Below are 16,999 nucleotides of genomic sequence, written 5' to 3' on the forward strand. Positions count from 1 at the left end.
AAGTTGGATGCAGTATGTTCAATCAAGTAATGATGACAGGACCTTGCAGGTCCTGTCAGAACGGACAATTTACCTCCCTGACACCTCACTTTGGAGGGTTTCATGATGCATCCAGCTATTCAAAAAAATCAGGTCGCAGTGATCACGGGCGGCGCCAGCGGTATTGGCCTTAGCCACTGCGCGTTCCTTGGCGCAGGCAGGTATGATTGTCCTGCTGGCGGACCTTCCGGGCAACAAATTGGATCAAACGTTGGCCGATTTGAATGCCGCGGGTCTCGCGGTGCATGCACAGCCAACCGATGTGTCTGATCGGGATCAGGTCGTCCGCCTCAAGGCCGCGGCGGATGCGTTGGGCCGCGTGTCTGTTGTTATGAGCAACGCGGGACGTGAAGGCGGCGGCTCTCTTTTTGCTGATGAAGACGTCTGGCGGGCCACACTGGACACCAATCTTTGGGGCGCACTGAATTGTATTCAGGCCTTCGTGCCGGACTTGATGGCAGCGGACTATCCCGCAGCGATCATCTGCACGGGGTCCAAGCAGGGTATTACGTTGCCACCGGGCGATACGGCCTACAATGTCAGCAAGGCAGCGTTGAAGGCTCTGACGGAATCCCTATCGCACGATCTGGTGCAGAAGACTGGTGATCGTGTGTCTGCTCATCTTCTCATTCCCGGCTTTACTTATACCGGCCTCACCCGTGCCAACGGTGCGACCGAGAAGCCTGCTGCTGCCTGTAGAGCCGGAGCAGGTTGCGGCCTTCTTGCTGGACGCAATGGCCAAGGGCGATTTCTATGTGCTGTGTCCTGACAATGAGGTCGACCGTGCGACGGATGTGGCACGTATGCGCTGGGCCGTGTCGGATATTGCTGAAAATCGCCCGGCTCTGTCACGCTGGCATCCCGATTATGCAGAGGCCTTCAAGCGCCATATGGACAGTGAGACCTAACATTTAGGAGCCGCCGCCTGATATTTGCATCCGCTATCGTGTCTCGGGCAAGGTGGCGGGTGGCATTTGCTAAGAACACAGAACACCTGGAGGAATTTCAATGAGTTATGTACCCGCCGACACTCGTTACGAAGCGATGCCTTATCGCCGTTGCGGCAATTCCGGTCTCATGCTGCCAGCTATCTCGCTTGGCCTTTGGCACAACTTTGGCCACGACACGCCGCATCAAACCAAGCGTGACATTTTGCACACTGCCTTCGACCATGGCATCACCCATTTCGATCTTGCCAACAACTATGGCCCTCCTGCAGGCAGTGCAGAAGAAGCCTTTGGTGACATTCTGCGCAAGGACTTTGCGGGCTACCGCGATGAACTGGTGATTTCGTCAAAGGCTGGTTACGACATGTGGCCGGGGCCCTATGGCAACTGGGGCAGCCGCAAATATTTGATCGCGTCTTGCGAGCAGTCTCTGAAGCGGATGGGGGTCGACTATGTCGATATTTTCTATTCGCACCGCGTCGACCCGGAGACGCCGCTGGAAGAAACCATGGGCGCACTGGATAGTCTGGTGAAACAGGGCAAGGCGCTTTACGTCGGCATTTCCAGCTATAATTCAGAGCGCACCCGTCAGGCAGCGGCAATCCTGAAGGATCTTGGAACACCGTGCCTGATCCATCAGCCGAGTTACAACATGATCAATCGCTGGGTTGAGCATGACGGTCTGAAGGAAACCCTGAGCGAGCTCGGCGTTGGGTCGATTGCCTTTACGCCCTTGGCGCAAGGCATGCTGACAGGCAAATATCTGAACGGCGTGCCGGAAGGCTCACGTGCGACACAGGGCAAGAGCCTGAAACCGAACATGCTGACGGATGAAGCGATCTCGCGGCTTAACAAGCTGAATGATATCGCCAAGCGTCGTGGCCAGACGCTGGCTCAGATGGCAATTGCCTGGGTGTTGCGCAACAACGGCATCACCACAGCTCTGATCGGTGCATCGCGGGCCGAACAGGTGATTGATTGCGTTGGCGCGACCAAGAACCTGGAGTTCACCGCCGACGAATTGGCCGAAATTGATACACATGCGGTCGATGAAGACATCAACCTTTGGGAACGCTCGTCCAGTTCTTAAGATCAAAAAGCTGCGGCATCTTTCGGTGCCGCAGCTTTTTTGTGTTGCTGACTATCTTGCAACGACGCAGGACGCTAAATCGGCGCGCCTTCTTGGACGTCAAAACCGCTGCGATCTGTGGGCGGCAGGGAGCTTAACCCGGTTAAGCCGCACTGGCAGGGTCGGCCGAGGACTGGTTGAAGAGCGCCATATGCGTGTCCCCCCAGTTTTTGAGAGCGTGCAGAATCGGCTTCAATTCAAGCCCCATGTCGGTCAGCGAGTATTCCACTTTGGGGGGCACCTGAGCGTAGACCTCGCGGTGAATCACGCCGTCAACTTCAAGTTCGCGCAACTGATTGGTCAACATGCGTTGCGTCACGCTGGGCATGCGACGGCGCAATTCGTTGAACCTGAGCGTGCCCTCATTCAGCAAGTGCCACAGAATCACTGATTTCCATTTGCCATCGATCAGACTGATGGCAGCCTCGACAGAACATCCGGGCGAGCAGTCAAAACGGCTGTGCGGCAGCTTGGTCATTTTACAGTATCCTTTTTGATACTATGTGCAATTTTTGTGCGTATTTCATTTTTATGAGAGTACTCTAAGTTATGTCCATCAGCAAATGGAGATGAAAATGAAAGCCGTTGCTTACAAGACACCAGGTGCCATCGAGCGCGATGACGCTCTGGTCGATGTGAACCTGCCAGATCCGACGCCATCTGGACGTGATATTCTGGTTGAAGTCCGCGCTGTGTCGGTCAATCCGGTCGATACCAAGGTCCGTATGCGGGCAGGCGCTGCGGATGGGGACTGGAAGGTGCTGGGCTTTGATGCCTCGGGCATGGTACGGGCCGTTGGCTCCGATGTGTCGGCCTTCAAACCGGGCGATGAAGTCTGGTACGCAGGCACTTTCAACCGTCAGGGCACCAACAGCGAATTGCATCTGGTGGACGAACGTCTCGTCGGTCACAAGCCAAAGAGCATCGGCTTTGCCGAGGCAGCGGCCATGCCTTTGACCACGCTGACCGCCTGGGAAATGCTGTTTGATCGGCTGGACGTGCGCAAGCCTGTAGCGGGAGCGGCCAACGCCGTTGTGATTATCGGCGGTGCGGGGGGCGTTGGGTCCATTGCCATTCAGCTTCTGCGCAAGTTGACGGATCTCACAGTCATTGCCACGGCATCACGCCCTGAAACGCAGGCTTGGGCCAAGGAGCTTGGCGCGCATCATGTGATCGATCACAGCAAGCCGTTGGCCGCCGAAGTCGAGGCCCTTGGCCTTGGAGCGCCGGGTTTCGTGTTTTCGACCACCAATACGGACCAGCATCTTGAGCAGATCGCCGAATTGATCGCGCCGCAGGGCCGTTTTGGTCTGATTGATGATCCTGGTGCCGTTGCAATCAACCCGTTCAAGACCAAATCGGTGTCCGTGCATTGGGAATTCATGTTCACCCGCTCGATTTTCGAGACGGCAGATGTGGCTGAACAGGCTGTGATCCTCAACGAAACTGCGAAGCTGGTCGATGACGGCAGCATTCGCACAACACTGGTCGAGACGATGGGGCGCATTGATGCGGCAACCCTGAAAAAGGCACATACCTTGATCGAAAGCGGCAAAGCGCGCGGTAAGGTCGTTCTTGAGGGGTTCTAAGGGGTATGCATCCTTGACGCTATAATGAGGTCAGAAAGCCGTGCCTTGCAAAACCAAGGCGCGGCCTTTGTCTCTGCGAGATATCGTCAGATCGGAACAGGCGCCACGACCACATTGAGACCCCGCGACAACATTCTGTCGATTTGGAGGGCAGGAAGACCGCTGTCGACCACGATCATGTCGAAGTCGGACAGATCGCCTGCTGCATAAAGTGCGCGATTGTCGAAGGCGGTGTGGTCGACAAGCAAAAAGCGCCGCGTCGCACTTGCCATCATGGCGCGTTTGGTTTCGACCGCTTCTGGTGTCGGCTGGAAGAACCGACCCTCGTAGATGGATTCCGCCGACATGATCACCACATCGGCCTGCAAGTTGGTAATCTCGCGCAGGGTTTCCGGTCCGTAGAAGCTGTCCTGCCAGAGTTGGTAGCGTCCTCCAAGGCCGATCAGGGTGATGTCGCTCAAACCTTTGAGCGTGTTCATCAAGGCCAGCGAATTGGTGATTGCAGTCATCGGAACATGGCTTTCCAGAAAGGTGGCCATCTCTTTCACGATTTCGGTATCATCGAGAAAGAGCGACAGACCGGGAGACAGAAATCCGGCAGCGGTCTCGGCAATGGCTATATGCCGCGTTCTGATATCGCTTGTTGCCGCGGCGGGATCGGCTATGGCGCTCGCCGGACTGGTGGCCGAAATAAGCCCGCGCGCCTTTGAAACCATGTCGCGGGCAACCAGATCGTCAATATCTCGATGTGCCGTCATGAGGCTGATGCCAAAGCGACGTGTAATCTCGTCAATGCGAACGGTTCCGGCGCGTTGCACCATGTCGACGATCAAATGCCGACGCGCAATCTGTCTTGCCTGACGGCTGTCCGTCGAAATGGGCAAGGGGCCCGGTTTGAAAAGGGGATCGTCGCCAGACACGTGAATGCTCGGTCCTTGTGGAAGCTCTTCTTCAGATACCCGTAATTGTCGTGCTTGTAAAAGAGCAAGACGACGGAGGGTGTTCCGGCATCTGCGCATCTCGCGAGACTTCAGCAATGTTTTAAATGACAACAGGGGCGCGATAACCGCGCCCCTGTTGCAGGTTTCCTTATGGGAAAGCTTACTTGGACAGCGTGAACGGTGCTGTGTACTTGTCGACGTTGTCCTTGGTGATCAGCAGGCAGTCGAAGAGCTGCTTTTCTTGATCAACACCGGTCTTGCCGGTCTTGATGAACTCGTCAGCTTCCTTCACGGCCTGGGCGGCAAAAACGGCAACTGGCTGCAAGACAGTGTACTGCAATTCACCCTTCTTGATGGCTGCAACTGCATCCGGTGAGCCGTCAAAGCCACCAACCTTGACCTGGTCGAGCTTGCCAGCTTCCTTCAGCGCGGCGATTGCGCCGAGAGCCATTTCATCGTTACCGGAGATCACGCCTTTGATGTCCGGATGAGCCTGGAGCATGGACTGCATTTTCTGGTAGCCCTTGGTGCGGTCCCAATCGGCCACTTCCTGAGCAACCTTCTTCAGGTCCGGATACTGGCTGAGAACGGTTTCATAGCCGTTGGAGCGGGTGGCCGCGTTGTTGTCCGAAGGATTGCCGAACAATTCGACGTAGTTGCCTTCTTCACCAACCGATTCAACCCACTGCTGTGCCCCGATAGCGGCTCCTTGTGCGTTGTTGGATACGAGCTGTGCCTTGGCCAGACCTTCCTGGTTGATTTCAGCGTTGATCAGGAACACCGGAATGCCGGCTGCAACGGCTTTTTTCACGGCACCAACGGAGCCATCGGCATTGGCTGGGTCAAGGATGATGGCCTTGGACTTGTTGGTGATGGCCGTATCGACCAGTGTGCTTTCGGTGTTGGTGTCGCCCTTGTGGGCGCTGACCTTGGCATCATAGCCGAGCTTTTCTGCCGTTGCCTTGGCCACTTTGCCCTCGGTAAACCAGTAGGGGTTTGCCGGATCGTTGACGATGATCGAAATCAGACCATCGGCAAAGGCAGGTGTCGCAGCCATGGAGCCGGCAATGAGCGGGGTTGCCGCTGCCGCTGCAATCAAGGCTTTTCTTGCAAGTTTAAACATTCAAATTCCTCCCTGGGGTGTTGAAGCCGCCGCTGTGGCGGAGTTTCCCGCTCCCTGTCTCCTCGCGGAGCGGGGAAAGTCTGCGGCATCAGCCCTTGCGAGCCTTGCCGCCGTATTGGATCGAGTTCATCAGCACGGCGAGAACGATGACCGCACCGGTAAAGACGGTTTGCCAGTAAGACGACACGCCAATGATGACGAGGCCGTCCGACAGAAACCCGATGACGAAGGCACCTAGCATCGTGCCGCGAATGGTGCCGCGACCGCCGGTCAGGGCCGCCCCGCCGATGACCACGGCCGCAATGGCGGTCAACTCGTAAGTCATGCCTGCCGTGGGCCCCGCCGATGTGAGCTGGGATGACAGCACCAGACCGGCCACAGCCGAAAGAATGCCTGACAGCGTATAGACGGAGATCTGCACACGCTTGACCGGAACGCCGGACAGTTCGGCAGCATGCGCATTGCCGCCGGAGGCATAGAGCCAGCGACCGTAGGCCGAGCGACTGAGCATCAGCCCCGCAATGATGGCCAGCACGATGAGCACCAAAACGCTGATTGGAATACCGCCGAGGCGATTGAAGCCGAGCCAGTCGAAACCAGTGTTGCCAAGCGCTGGATCACCGGAAAGATTGTTGTAGGTCAGGCCGTTGGTCATCAGCAGCGCGACGCCGCGCGCCACATACATCACCCCTAGCGTGGCAACGAAGGCGGGCACCTTGAACCAGGCGATCAGGACACCGTTGATGGCTCCGACGAATGCGCCAAGGACGCAGGTCAGAACAACAACCGCCCAGACCGGGGGATACAGTGTGTAGCCGAGCGCATCCAGCACGACACCCTGCATCTGAAAGCCCGCGACCACACCGGACAACGCCAGCGTTGATCCGACCGACAGGTCGATGCCGCCATTCAAAATGACCAGCAACATGCCAATGGCCAGGATCCCGTAGATTGCCACATGCGATGACATGATCAGGAAGTTGGACACGGTGAAATAGTGGGGCGACAGAAACGAAAAGACCGCGATGATGACGATCAGCGCAAAGAAGGCGCGGCCTTCCAGCAACAGAAGTCCGATATTGAGACCTTGAGATCGGGCTTTCTTTTCAGCCGGCGGAGTAGTGACGCTAGAATCCGTCATGGTCTGATCTCCATCAGGCGACCACGGCTTCGCCCGAGGCGGCCATGATCTTTTCTTTGGTTGTTGTTGAATCGAACTCCGCAACGATCTTGCCGCGGTGCATGACAAGGATCCGGTGGGCGATCGACAGGCACTCGCCAACTTCGGACGTGGAGTAGATGACGGCCAGGCCGTCGCGGGCACGCTCTGCCAGAATGCGGAACACCTCTGCCTTGGCACCGATGTCGATGCCGCGGCTGGGTTCATCCAGCATGATGACGTGCGGATGGGTCGCCAACACCTTGCCAATCACGACCTTCTGCTGATTGCCTCCGGAGAGTGAGCCTATCGGCGCTTCCGGCCCCGAGGTCTTGACGGTGACCTGACGGATGCTGTCATCAATCAGGTTGCCTTCAAGTTTGCGGGAGGTAAAAATTCCCCGGGTGAAATTCATGATCGAGGCAAGGGACAGGTTCTGGCCAACCGACATGGTTTGCACCAGACCGTCACGCTGGCGGTCTTCCGGGACAAGCGCGAGGCCATCGCGGATGCGCTCGGCGATGGTGTGGGAGGAGACCTCGTTCCCTTCCAGGAAGATCTCGCCGGAAGACTGGCGCAGCCGTCCGGCAACAGTTTCCAGAAGCTCAGTCCGGCCTGCACCCATCAATCCGTAGATACAGACGATTTCACCGGCCTTCACGTCAAGCGACAGCTTGTCGACGACATTATAGTCAGCTCCTGAAGGATCCGGCACCGTGAGATCGCGCACGGAGAGGGCGGTCTCGCCAAAGTCATAGCCGGTCGGTGGTGATCCGAGATCATAGTTGTCGCCCACCATGTTGCGCACGATCCACGCCAGATCAATCTCGGCGCGCGGCGCATAGGCGGTCATGGCTCCATCGCGAAGCACAACCGCATGATCGGTGATCTGCAATGCTTCTTCCAGATGGTGCGAAATATAGACGATCGACACGCCACGGTTGGTCAGGTCGCGGATGACCTTGAACAGCACTTCCACCTCACTGGCTGACAAGGCCGATGTTGGCTCATCCATGATCAGGATACGGCTTTCGTAGGAGATCGCCCGTGCGATTTCAACGATTTGCTGCTGGCCGAGACGCAAGTCCTCAACCGGGGTTCGCGGATCAATGTCTTCTTCGAGTTCGGCCATCAAGGCGCGTGTCTGGCGATCTTCCTCGGCATAATCGACACCGGTCGGCCCGGAGATCTCACGACCCATGAAGATATTGTCGCGCACCGGCAGATTGGGTGCCAGGCTCAATTCCTGATGGATGATCGAGATGCCGCGATCACGGGCCTCAGCGGCAGACGCGAAGGTTACTGGCGCGCCGTCCAGAATGATTTCTCCCGCAGTTGGCGTGGTGACGCCGGACAGAATGCGCATGAGCGTTGATTTGCCAGCGCCATTCTCGCCGAAAAGCGTCGTCACCTGACCACGGTGGATGTGGAAGTTAACACCCCTCAACGCCTTGATCGGACCATAGAACTTGGCAACATCACGGGCAGCAAGGACAACTTCGTCATCTGGTGTGACCGCTGGAATGGGATGGGTCATTGGACGCTCAGCTCCGTCGGCGTGATCAGCCAGTTTTTCGGATTGATCAGGCGGAAGGCTCCAGTGAGCTTGATGGTTTTGCCAGTCAGCGAGGAGCGGTCGAGATCGCTCAGAAGGGCTTTCTTCATGGCGCGATTGATGCCTGATGCAGCGTTCTGATATTCGATCTGGTTCTTGAAATCGCCAAAAGCGATATTGCCCGGGACATCGCGCAGGACCGTACCGTTGATGGCCGGACCCGTCTGGACCCGAATGCGCACCTTGTCTGGAACGCCGTCAACCTTGATGTAAAACAGGCCGGATTTCCCTTCACCGACGACGCCCGTCAATGTGACCGGAATAATCGAGCCGGTCGAAGAAGCGGTGCCATAGGTCTTGGCGAGTTTGGCCTTGTCCTCAAGCGCCAGTGGTCCGATCTTGCTGGCCTCAACCGCGTGGGCAGCAACGTATTTCTGAATGATCGGGAACTGCTTTTCACCATAGGCGTCAGGTGAGAAGCCTTGCTTGGCGACATCTTCCGCCGAACCGATCTTGACGGCGGTCGTGTCCATTGCAATTGCGCCAAGAACGGCGATGACCGCGACAATGCCGACGATCCGACCATATTTCGGGCGGGATTTTTTCGCACCGCCGAACCTGGTATCGGTCTGGGACATGGCTCTTCTCCAACGGCATTTCGGGACGAATGCGCCCGTTCAGGCGACTCGTATTGTTAGATTTGTGATAGAAGGACGGAGCTTTTTCGTCGGCTTGCACAAATGGCTGTCAGCCCACCTCAGGCGACAAAACACGGCAAGTCGGCGCAATGATGCGACCGCCTGTTCTATCGAGACGTGAAGATGGGAAAGGATGATTGTGCGACGCATGCCGCAACTCCGGCTGCGTTGCAATCCGTGTTGCGCAAGGCAAATGGTGTCATATCGATCCTCCCAGAACGCAGTAGCGTCCATTTTGCTTGGTTTTTCAGAGGGAAATGCCATTTGATGGCACCTCTCCCACCCTCTGAAGCAATCGGATTGCTTGGCGCAATCCTTTCGATTGATGTCACCTTATATGAAATAAATTACTGTGTCAGTAAAAAAATACATGCAAATGTGAAATCTATGTTATATATGATGAGGTCATTACCGGGAGCTTGCGCAGAACACGGAGGATGTTTGGCGAAGCCTTCATGGGGTCCGGGCGGCTGCGTCCGGTGGAGGATGAAATGTCAGTTGGTCAGAGCTTCTCAAGTGAAGATCTGACTGGCGATGGGAGGTCTCATGTCGACACCTGATATTGTGATCGGGATTGATTCCGGTACGTCCGTGGTCAAGGCCGTGGCCTTTGATCTGACCGGACAACAGCTTGCTGTTGCTTCGGTGGCCAATGTCTATGACACAGGCGATCAGGGTGCGGTAACGCAGAGTATGGCTCAGACTTGGGACGATTGTGCGGCAGCCTTACGTGCTTTGGCGGGCAAGGTCGACAATCTGGCGCAGCGCACTTCGGCAATCGGCGTCACGGCTCAGGGCGATGGAACGTGGCTGGTTGACGGTGACAACAAGCCTGTCGGGGATGCCTGGCTTTGGCTCGATGCACGCGCCGCGCCGACTGTCTCGCGCCTTGACGCAGGTCCGTTGAGCCGCCAGCGGTTTGAAAAGACCGGCACCGGTTTGAACACTTGCCAGCAGGGCGCGCAACTGGCGCATATGGACCGGCACATGCCAGAGCTTCTGGAACGGGCAAGCGTCGCACTGCATTGCAAAGATTGGCTCTATCTCAACCTGACGGGCGTTCGGGCAACGGATCCGTCGGAGGCGAGCTTCACCTTTGGAGATTTTCGCAAGCGCCAATACGACAGCACAGTCATCGAGGCACTGGGGCTGACGCATCGCCGCGCGCTCCTTCCGGACATCATTGACGGCACGGAGGTTGCTCACTCCTTGAGCGCCGAGGCCGCTGCGCAAACGGGTTTGCTTGCAGGCACTGCCGTGTCGCTGGGCTATGTCGATATGGTTATGACGGCGCTGGGGGCCGGGGTCTATACCGGCAGCACTGGCGTCGCGTGTTCCACCATCGGATCCACGGGTGTGCATATGTATGCGAAGGCCTCTGCCGATGTAACGTTGAATGACGAGGGAACAGGCTATGTCATCGCGCTGCCTGTGGCTGGTGTGGTGACACAGGTACAGACCAACATGGCTGCAACGCTTAATCTGGATTGGGTTCTTGGTCTGGCGGCAGATATTCTGTCACAGGTCGGCCAACCGGTAACGCCTCGCGATCTGCTCGGTCGTGTGGATGAGTGGTTGTCACAAAGCTGCGCTGGGTCTGTTCTCTATCATCCGTATATTTCCGAGGCTGGCGAACGAGGGCCCTTTGTCAACGCCAGCGCGCGCGCCGGCTTCATCGGCCTGTCTGCCGGCCATGGTTATCCTGATATGGTGCGGGCGGTCGTTGAAGGGCTCTGCATGGCGGCGCGGGATTGCTATTCGGCGATGGGCGATCTGCCGCGAGAGATCCGCCTCACTGGCGGCGCTGCGCGCTCCGCAAGCCTGCGCGCCATTCTTGCTGCCTCGATCAATGCCCCGGTGCGAGTGTCCGCCCGAGATGAGGCAGGAGCCGCCGGTGCGGCCATGATGGCTGCGGTCGGTGCCGGTGTTTATCCGGATATGCAAACCTGCATTTCCGACTGGGTGTCGCCGTTGCTGGGAGCTGCTGAAGCGCCTGACCCGGCGCTGGTGCCTCTTTATGACGATCTGTTTTCCGCCTTTTCTGACGCAAGGCATGGCCTTGTGACCACATGGGACCGGCTGGCCGAGCTGCGGCATTCCGCAGATGCCACGCCGTCGATGCCCGACACTGCCGTCCTGGGAGCATGACATGAGCACCGAAACACAGATGATCGACCTTTTGGTGATTGGTGGCGGCATCAATGGTGCCGGGATTGCCCGCGATGCTGCCGGACGCGGGCTCTCGGTCTGGTTGTGCGAGAAAGATGACCTCGCTCAGGGCACATCGTCGCGCTCCGGCAAATTGGTGCATGGCGGATTGCGCTATCTTGAGTACTACGAATTTCGGTTGGTGCGCGAAGCCTTGATCGAGCGCGAAGTGCTCATGAATTCGGCCAGCCACATCATCTGGCCGATGCGTTTCGTGCTGCCGCACAGCCCTGAAGATCGCCCAGCCTGGTTGGTTCGCCTCGGGCTGTTTCTCTACGATCACCTGGGTGGACGCAAGAAGTTGCTCTGGCACGCGCACGCTCGACCTGCGTCGCGACCCGGAAGGCAATCCGATCCTTGATAAATACACCAAGGGCTTCGAATATTCCGATTGCTGGGTGGATGATGCGCGGCTGGTGGTGCTGAATGCGCTGGGCGCAGCCGAGCGTGGCGCGCGCATCCTCACCCGCACAGCAGTTGTCAGCGCAAGGCGCGACGACGGTGCGTGGAGCATCACCATGCAAAATTCCCTGACCGGGGAAACCTCAATGGTGCGGGCAAAGTGTATTGTCAACGCGGCCGGTCCCTGGGTTTCCAATGTCATTCAGAATGTCGCAGGCTCCAATTCCGCGCGCAACGTTCGTCTTGTCAAGGGCAGCCATATCGTCGTGCCGAAGTTCTGGCAGGGTCAGCAGGCCTATCTGGTGCAGAACCATGACAAGCGGGTGATCTTCATCAACCCTTACGAGGGCGACAAGGCGCTGATCGGCACAACCGATATTGCGTATGATGGCAGGGCCGAAGACGTCGTGCCGGACGAGAGCGAGATCGACTATCTGATGACGGCGGTGAACCGTTACTTCAAGGAAAAGCTGCGCCGCGAGGATGTGCTCTACTCCTTTGCAGGTGTGCGTCCACTGTTCGATGATGGCAAGGGCAACCCGTCTGCGGTGACCCGCGATTATACCTTCGATCTGGATGAAACTGGCGACATTCCGCTGATGAACGTCTTTGGCGGCAAGATTACCACTTTCCGGGAACTGGCCGAGCGCTGTATGCACAAGCTGCATAAGGTGTTCCCGCAGATGGGCAAGGACTGGACGGTGAATGCACCGTTGCCGGGAGGTGAAATTCCCGGTGCTGACTTCGAGAGTTTCATCGAGACGGTGCGTGCCGCCTATCCCTGGATGCCGCGTGGCTTGTTGCGTCACTATGGCCGTTGTTATGGTGCGCGCACCGAGCGCGTGGTCGGATCGGCCTCTGGCATCGACCGGCTGGGCCGTCATTTCGGCGGACATCTGTATGAAGCAGAGGTGCGCTATCTGGTGTCGGTCGAGTGGGTCCTGAACGCTGAGGATGTCCTCATGCGCCGCACGAAGCACGGCCTGCATTTGAGTGAGACCGAAAAAGCCGCCTTCACGGCGTGGTTTGACGCCGAATTTGCTCAAACCGCCGCCTGACCCTCGCGCATTCGATCTGACTGGGACCCTGTTGCCATGCCCTTGACGTTATCGCTGAATACCAATCCGCTGGTGAACCGGTTTGCGGATCCCGATGATCTGATCGAGACGGTTGCGCGAGATCTGAAGATCCGCGACCTGCAATTGACGCATGAATTTATCAACCCAAGTTGGCCTGCGCCGGTGATTCGACGCCTGACCCGGCAAATGAACAGCGCTTTGCAGCGCACCGGTGTCAGGGTGACAAGCGGCATGACAGGCCCTTATGGCCGCCTCAACCATTTCGGCCATCCGGACAGGGATGTTCGTCGTTACTACGTCGATTGGTTCAAGACCTTTGCAGATATAACCGCGGACCTGGGCGGCACGTCGGTCGGTACCCAGTTTGCGATCTTCACCTATAAGGATTTTGACGATCCTGCGCGTCGGGAGGACTTGATCAAGATCGCCATCGACTGCTGGGCCGAAGTGGCGGACCATGCCAAGGTGGCCGGGCTGGAGTATGTCTTCTGGGAACCGATGAGCATTGGCCGCGAATTTGGCGAAACCATTGCAGCTGGCATGGCCCTGCAGGATCGCCTGACAGCAGCACGCCTGGCTATCCCCATGTGGATGATGGCGGATATTGATCATGGCGATGTGACGAGTCCCAACGCCGATGATTATGATCCCTTTGCTCTGGGCACGCGCCGTGCCCAGGTCTCGCCGATCATTCATATCAAGCAAAGCCTGCTCGACAAGGGCGGGCATCGCCCGTTTACGGCAGCATTCAATGCAAAGGGGCGCATCCACCCCGAGCCTTTGCTGAGCGCGCTGCATGAAGGCGGGGCGACGGACAACGAGATTTGTCTGGAACTCAGCTTCAAGGAGCGCGAGCCTAACGACCGCGACGTTGTTCCGCAGATTGCGGAAAGTGTTGCCTTCTGGGCCCCGCACATTGACACAGGCGCGCAGGATTTGAATATCTGACGCAAGGCTCTTCACGATCAGGCGCGAGCCGTTGACAGAAGAAATGACAGGCCCGGCAATCGGGTCGGGTGAACAGGATGGCAGGGATGGTGCGAAAAGTGAGGGAGATCGATCCGGAGGAGTCGCTTGCGACTCGTGCGGCGTGGCTTCACTACGCCGGAGGGCTGACACAGGCCGCCGTTGCCAAACGTCTTGGCGTTGCTTCGGTCAAGGCTCATCGTCTGATCCAGCGCGCCGTATCCGATGGCGTGGTCAAAGTGTCCATTGACGGCGCGATCATCGAGTGCGCCGAGCTGGAAGAGCGTTTGTGTGATCGGTTTGGTCTGGATTTTTGTGATGTCGCGCCGGATCTGGGCGAGACGGACATGCCGCTGCGGGCCCTCGGACAATCAGGAGCGGACTTCCTGCGCCGCGAAATCGAGCGCAAGGAACACAAGGTCATTGGTCTTGGTCACGGTCGAACCCTGTCCAACGCAGTGCGCCAGATGGTCCGTGTTGATGCCGGAGAGGGAGTGCAATTCGTTTCGCTGCTGGGGGGCTTACCCGCAACTATGCCGCAAACCCTTATGACGTGATGCACCGACTGGCAGAGAGAACCGCTGCGCGTGCCTACGTCATGCCAGTGCCTTTCTTTGCCAATTCGGCGGAAGATCGCGAAGTGTTGCTGGCCCAGCGTGGGGTGCGGGATGTGTTCGACATGGCGAATGCCGCGAATATCAAACTGGTGGGCATTGGCACGGTCAAGGCGGATGCGCAACTGGTCATGTCTGGCATGATCGAAGTGCGGGAGATTGAGGAAATCAAGGCAAGCGGCGGCGTTGGCGAAATGCTTGGTCATTTCTTCGACGCCAGTGGCCGTATTCTGGAAACGACCCTGACGGCACGCACGCTCGCAGCAGCTCTGGAAAGTTCCAGTGACAGCCATATCATTGCGATTGCTGGAGGCGCGGAAAAAGTTGAGGCGATCCGGGCGGTTTTGCGCAGTGGTCGCTTGCGCGGGTTGATCACCGACGAGGCGACGGCGCAGGCATTAACCTGCGACTGAGCGCCAGACACGGTAGGCAGATATATTTATGAAAAAGGCGGGAGTGATCCCGCCTTTTTTGTTTGATGTTTGGGGTTGGCGGGGGGCTCCTCGGCCTTAGCCTATGAGGGCCTTGGCACGCGCCACGATGGCCTGTTTGGTGATTCCGAATTCCTCATAGAGGCGTTCTGCCGGCGCCGAGGCGCCAAAGCCGTCGAGGCCGATGGCGTTGTCTTCGCTGCCGACATAGCGCGCCCAGCCAAGTTTGCCAGCCGCTTCAACGGAAATACGCGGTGCATCGCCCAGAACCTCGGCACGGTAGCTTTCCGGTTGTGCATCGAAGAGTTCCCACGACGGCATCGATACAACGGCAACTGACAGGCCTTGTCCGGCCAGCTCTTCGGCGGCTTCAATGGCCAGAGAGACTTCGGTGCCCGTGCCGATCAGCGTCACGTCGCGACCTTCGCCGAACTGGCGAATGACATAAGCACCCTTGGCAGTGAGGTTTTCATCACCGCTTTCCAGACGCAGCTGGGGTACGCCCTGACGCGACAACGCCAGCAAGCTGGGAGCTGCGGTTTCGCGCAACGCATAATCCCAGGCTCAGGGTTTCGACCGTATCGGCCGGGCGGAACACCATCAGATTGGGGATTGCTCGCAGAGACAGCATATGTTCGACCGGCTGGTGCGTGGGGCCATCTTCCCCAAGGCCGATGGAATCATGCGTCATCACATAGATCGTGCGGATCCCCATGAGTGCCGACAGGCGAATGGCGTTGCGGGCATAATCTGAAAATACCAGAAAGGTGCCGCCATAGGGGATAAGCCCGCCATGCAGAGCAAGGCCGTTCATGGCGGCGGCCATGCCGAACTCGCGGACACCGTAGCCAATGTATCGGCCCGCTGTTTCACGCGAAAACTGACTGTCCACGGCGGCAACGCGGGTCAGGTTCGATCCAGTCAAGTCAGCGGAGCCACCGATGAGCTCCGGCAGCGCCGGGGCGAGGGCCTCAAGCGCCATCTGGCTGGCCTTGCGGGTTGCGACCTTCTGCGGTTTGGCAAAGAGAGCTGCGCGAGCGGCTTTCACAGCGGCATCATAACCGGTCGGCAGATCACCCTTGATGCGACGGGAGAACGAGGCGCGCGTGTCTTCGCTCGTCTCGCTAAAGGCTGTTTCCCAAGCCTTGCGAGCATCCTGACCTCGTTCACCAATCTTGCGCCACTTAGCTTCAAGCTCCGCCGGGATCTCGAAGGGGGCTGCGGTCCAGCCAAGCGCTGCCTTGGTGGCTGCGGCTTCTTCTGTGCCAAGGGCCGAGCCATGGGCGGCTGCCGTACCAGCCTTATTGGGCGAGCCGAAGCCGATCACCGTCTTGAGGTCGATCAGGGACGGTTTGTCGGTCACTTGCTTTGCGGCGGTCAAAGCGGCATCAACTGCCGATGCATCATGTCCGTCACAACTCTGGACATGCCAGCCACAAGCGGCCAGACGGGCCGGAACATCGTCGGAGAAAGAAATCGAGGTCGGGCCGTCGATGGTAATAGAGTTATCGTCGTAGAGGACGATCAGCTTGCCCAGCCCCAGATGCCCGGCGAGGCTGATGGCTTCCTGACCAATGCCTTCTTCCAGACAGCCGTCACCCAAAAACACATAGGTGTGGTGGTCGACAAGCGTATCGCCAAACTCTGCGGACATGCGGCGCTCTGCCATCGCCATACCAACGGCGGTGGCGACGCCCTGACCCAACGGCCCGGTGGTCGTCTCGATGCCTTTGGCGTGGCCGTATTCCGGGTGGCCTGCGGTGATGGAGCCCCACTGGCGGAAGTTGCGCAACTGATCCGTCGTCATGTCTTCATAACCGGTCAGATGCAGCAAGCTGTAGAGCAGCATGGATGCATGGCCGTTCGACAGGACAAAGCGATCACGGTTGGGCCAGTCCGGGTTGCTCGCATCAAATCTCAGGTGATTGCGAAACAGAACCGTTGCGGCATCCGCCATGCCCATTGGGGCACCGGGATGGCCAACGCCTGCGGCCTCAACAGCGTCAATGGACAAGGCGCGAATGCAGTTGGCAAGAGCGAAGTTCTCAGGGTCGAGCGCCGCTTTCGACGCGACGAATGTGTCAGTGGGCATTGCAGGGTCCTCCACGTTGATGAGAAA

At 58.0% G+C, this 16,999-nt stretch carries 10 protein-coding genes and 4 pseudogenes; 7 read left to right on the top strand and 7 right to left on the bottom strand.

Annotation, left to right across the window (positions count from 1 at the left end; all coding sequences use genetic code 11):
- Positions 1 to 102 precede the first annotated feature (102 nt).
- Positions 103 to 947 (top strand): annotated as a pseudogene (locus AC0L7U_RS11945) (SDR family NAD(P)-dependent oxidoreductase).
- Positions 948 to 1,047: 100 nt separating this feature from the next.
- A complete protein-coding gene (gene mgrA, locus AC0L7U_RS11950; RefSeq protein WP_473690937.1) occupies positions 1,048 to 2,076 on the top strand; it encodes an L-glyceraldehyde 3-phosphate reductase in 1,029 nt (342 codons plus the stop codon).
- A 142-nt stretch (positions 2,077 to 2,218) separates the two neighbouring features.
- Here the strand turns inward: mgrA and AC0L7U_RS11955 are convergent, their stop codons facing one another.
- A complete protein-coding gene (locus AC0L7U_RS11955) occupies positions 2,219 to 2,593 on the bottom strand; it encodes a winged helix-turn-helix transcriptional regulator (protein ID WP_473690939.1) in 375 nt (124 codons plus the stop codon).
- A 97-nt stretch (positions 2,594 to 2,690) separates the two neighbouring features.
- Between AC0L7U_RS11955 and AC0L7U_RS11960 the strand changes: the two genes are divergently transcribed.
- The gene (locus AC0L7U_RS11960; protein ID WP_473690941.1) at positions 2,691 to 3,704 is read left to right on the top strand and encodes a zinc-binding alcohol dehydrogenase family protein; all 1,014 of its coding nucleotides are present in this window, start codon (positions 2,691 to 2,693) and stop codon (positions 3,702 to 3,704) included.
- Positions 3,705 to 3,790: 86 nt separating this feature from the next.
- Here the strand turns inward: AC0L7U_RS11960 and AC0L7U_RS11965 are convergent, their stop codons facing one another.
- The 5 genes from AC0L7U_RS11965 to AC0L7U_RS11985 form a co-directional block, all read right to left on the bottom strand.
- Complete coding sequence (locus tag AC0L7U_RS11965) at positions 3,791 to 4,624, bottom strand: DeoR/GlpR family DNA-binding transcription regulator (protein WP_473690943.1); 834 nt, start codon at positions 4,622 to 4,624, stop codon at positions 3,791 to 3,793.
- A gap of 181 nt (positions 4,625 to 4,805) precedes the next feature.
- A complete protein-coding gene (locus AC0L7U_RS11970) occupies positions 4,806 to 5,768 on the bottom strand; it encodes a substrate-binding domain-containing protein (RefSeq protein ID WP_473690944.1) in 963 nt (320 codons plus the stop codon).
- 88 nt (positions 5,769 to 5,856) lie between these two features.
- On the bottom strand, positions 5,857 to 6,909 hold the full coding sequence (locus AC0L7U_RS11975; RefSeq protein ID WP_473690946.1) for an ABC transporter permease: 1,053 nt from the start codon (positions 6,907 to 6,909) through the stop codon (positions 5,857 to 5,859).
- A 13-nt stretch (positions 6,910 to 6,922) separates the two neighbouring features.
- Complete coding sequence (locus AC0L7U_RS11980; protein ID WP_473690948.1) at positions 6,923 to 8,464, bottom strand: sugar ABC transporter ATP-binding protein; 1,542 nt, start codon at positions 8,462 to 8,464, stop codon at positions 6,923 to 6,925.
- Positions 8,461 to 9,120, bottom strand: coding sequence for a DUF2291 family protein (locus AC0L7U_RS11985; protein WP_473690950.1), 660 nt, complete (start codon positions 9,118 to 9,120; stop codon positions 8,461 to 8,463). The genes AC0L7U_RS11980 and AC0L7U_RS11985 overlap by 4 nt, the downstream gene beginning before the upstream one ends.
- A gap of 606 nt (positions 9,121 to 9,726) precedes the next feature.
- Here AC0L7U_RS11985 and AC0L7U_RS11990 point away from each other — a divergent pair.
- From AC0L7U_RS11990 to AC0L7U_RS12005, 4 genes and pseudogenes are all read left to right on the top strand, one after another.
- On the top strand, positions 9,727 to 11,328 hold the full coding sequence (locus tag AC0L7U_RS11990; protein WP_473690952.1) for an FGGY family carbohydrate kinase: 1,602 nt from the start codon (positions 9,727 to 9,729) through the stop codon (positions 11,326 to 11,328).
- A 1-nt stretch (position 11,329) separates the two neighbouring features.
- Positions 11,330 to 12,848, top strand: a pseudogene (locus AC0L7U_RS11995) (glycerol-3-phosphate dehydrogenase).
- Between the two features lie 36 nt (positions 12,849 to 12,884).
- Positions 12,885 to 13,817: a TIM barrel protein gene (locus tag AC0L7U_RS12000; RefSeq protein ID WP_473690954.1), complete on the top strand. Its 933-nt coding sequence runs from the start codon at positions 12,885 to 12,887 to the stop codon at positions 13,815 to 13,817.
- A gap of 86 nt (positions 13,818 to 13,903) precedes the next feature.
- Positions 13,904 to 14,862 (top strand): annotated as a pseudogene (locus AC0L7U_RS12005) (sugar-binding transcriptional regulator).
- A gap of 96 nt (positions 14,863 to 14,958) precedes the next feature.
- On the opposite strand, the pseudogene tkt reads toward AC0L7U_RS12005, so the two are convergent.
- Positions 14,959 to 16,972: pseudogene (gene tkt, locus AC0L7U_RS12010) on the bottom strand (transketolase).
- Positions 16,973 to 16,999 lie beyond the last annotated feature (27 nt).

This window comes from Roseibium sp. 10G30-5, assembly GCF_055809635.1.

What these genes read in the sequence shown, in the direction of transcription:
- mgrA (WP_473690937.1), top strand. Translation starts at nt 1,048, where the DNA reads ATGAGTTATGTACCCGCCGACACTCGTTACGAAGCGATGCCTTATCGC.
- AC0L7U_RS11955 (WP_473690939.1), bottom strand. Translation starts at nt 2,593, where the DNA reads ATGACCAAGCTGCCGCACAGCCGTTTTGACTGCTCGCCCGGATGTTCT.
- AC0L7U_RS11960 (WP_473690941.1), top strand. Translation starts at nt 2,691, where the DNA reads ATGAAAGCCGTTGCTTACAAGACACCAGGTGCCATCGAGCGCGATGAC.
- AC0L7U_RS11970 (WP_473690944.1), bottom strand. Translation starts at nt 5,768, where the DNA reads ATGTTTAAACTTGCAAGAAAAGCCTTGATTGCAGCGGCAGCGGCAACC.
- AC0L7U_RS11975 (WP_473690946.1), bottom strand. Translation starts at nt 6,909, where the DNA reads ATGACGGATTCTAGCGTCACTACTCCGCCGGCTGAAAAGAAAGCCCGA.
- AC0L7U_RS11980 (WP_473690948.1), bottom strand. Translation starts at nt 8,464, where the DNA reads ATGACCCATCCCATTCCAGCGGTCACACCAGATGACGAAGTTGTCCTT.
- AC0L7U_RS11985 (WP_473690950.1), bottom strand. Translation starts at nt 9,120, where the DNA reads ATGTCCCAGACCGATACCAGGTTCGGCGGTGCGAAAAAATCCCGCCCG.
- AC0L7U_RS11990 (WP_473690952.1), top strand. Translation starts at nt 9,727, where the DNA reads ATGTCGACACCTGATATTGTGATCGGGATTGATTCCGGTACGTCCGTG.
- AC0L7U_RS12000 (WP_473690954.1), top strand. Translation starts at nt 12,885, where the DNA reads ATGCCCTTGACGTTATCGCTGAATACCAATCCGCTGGTGAACCGGTTT.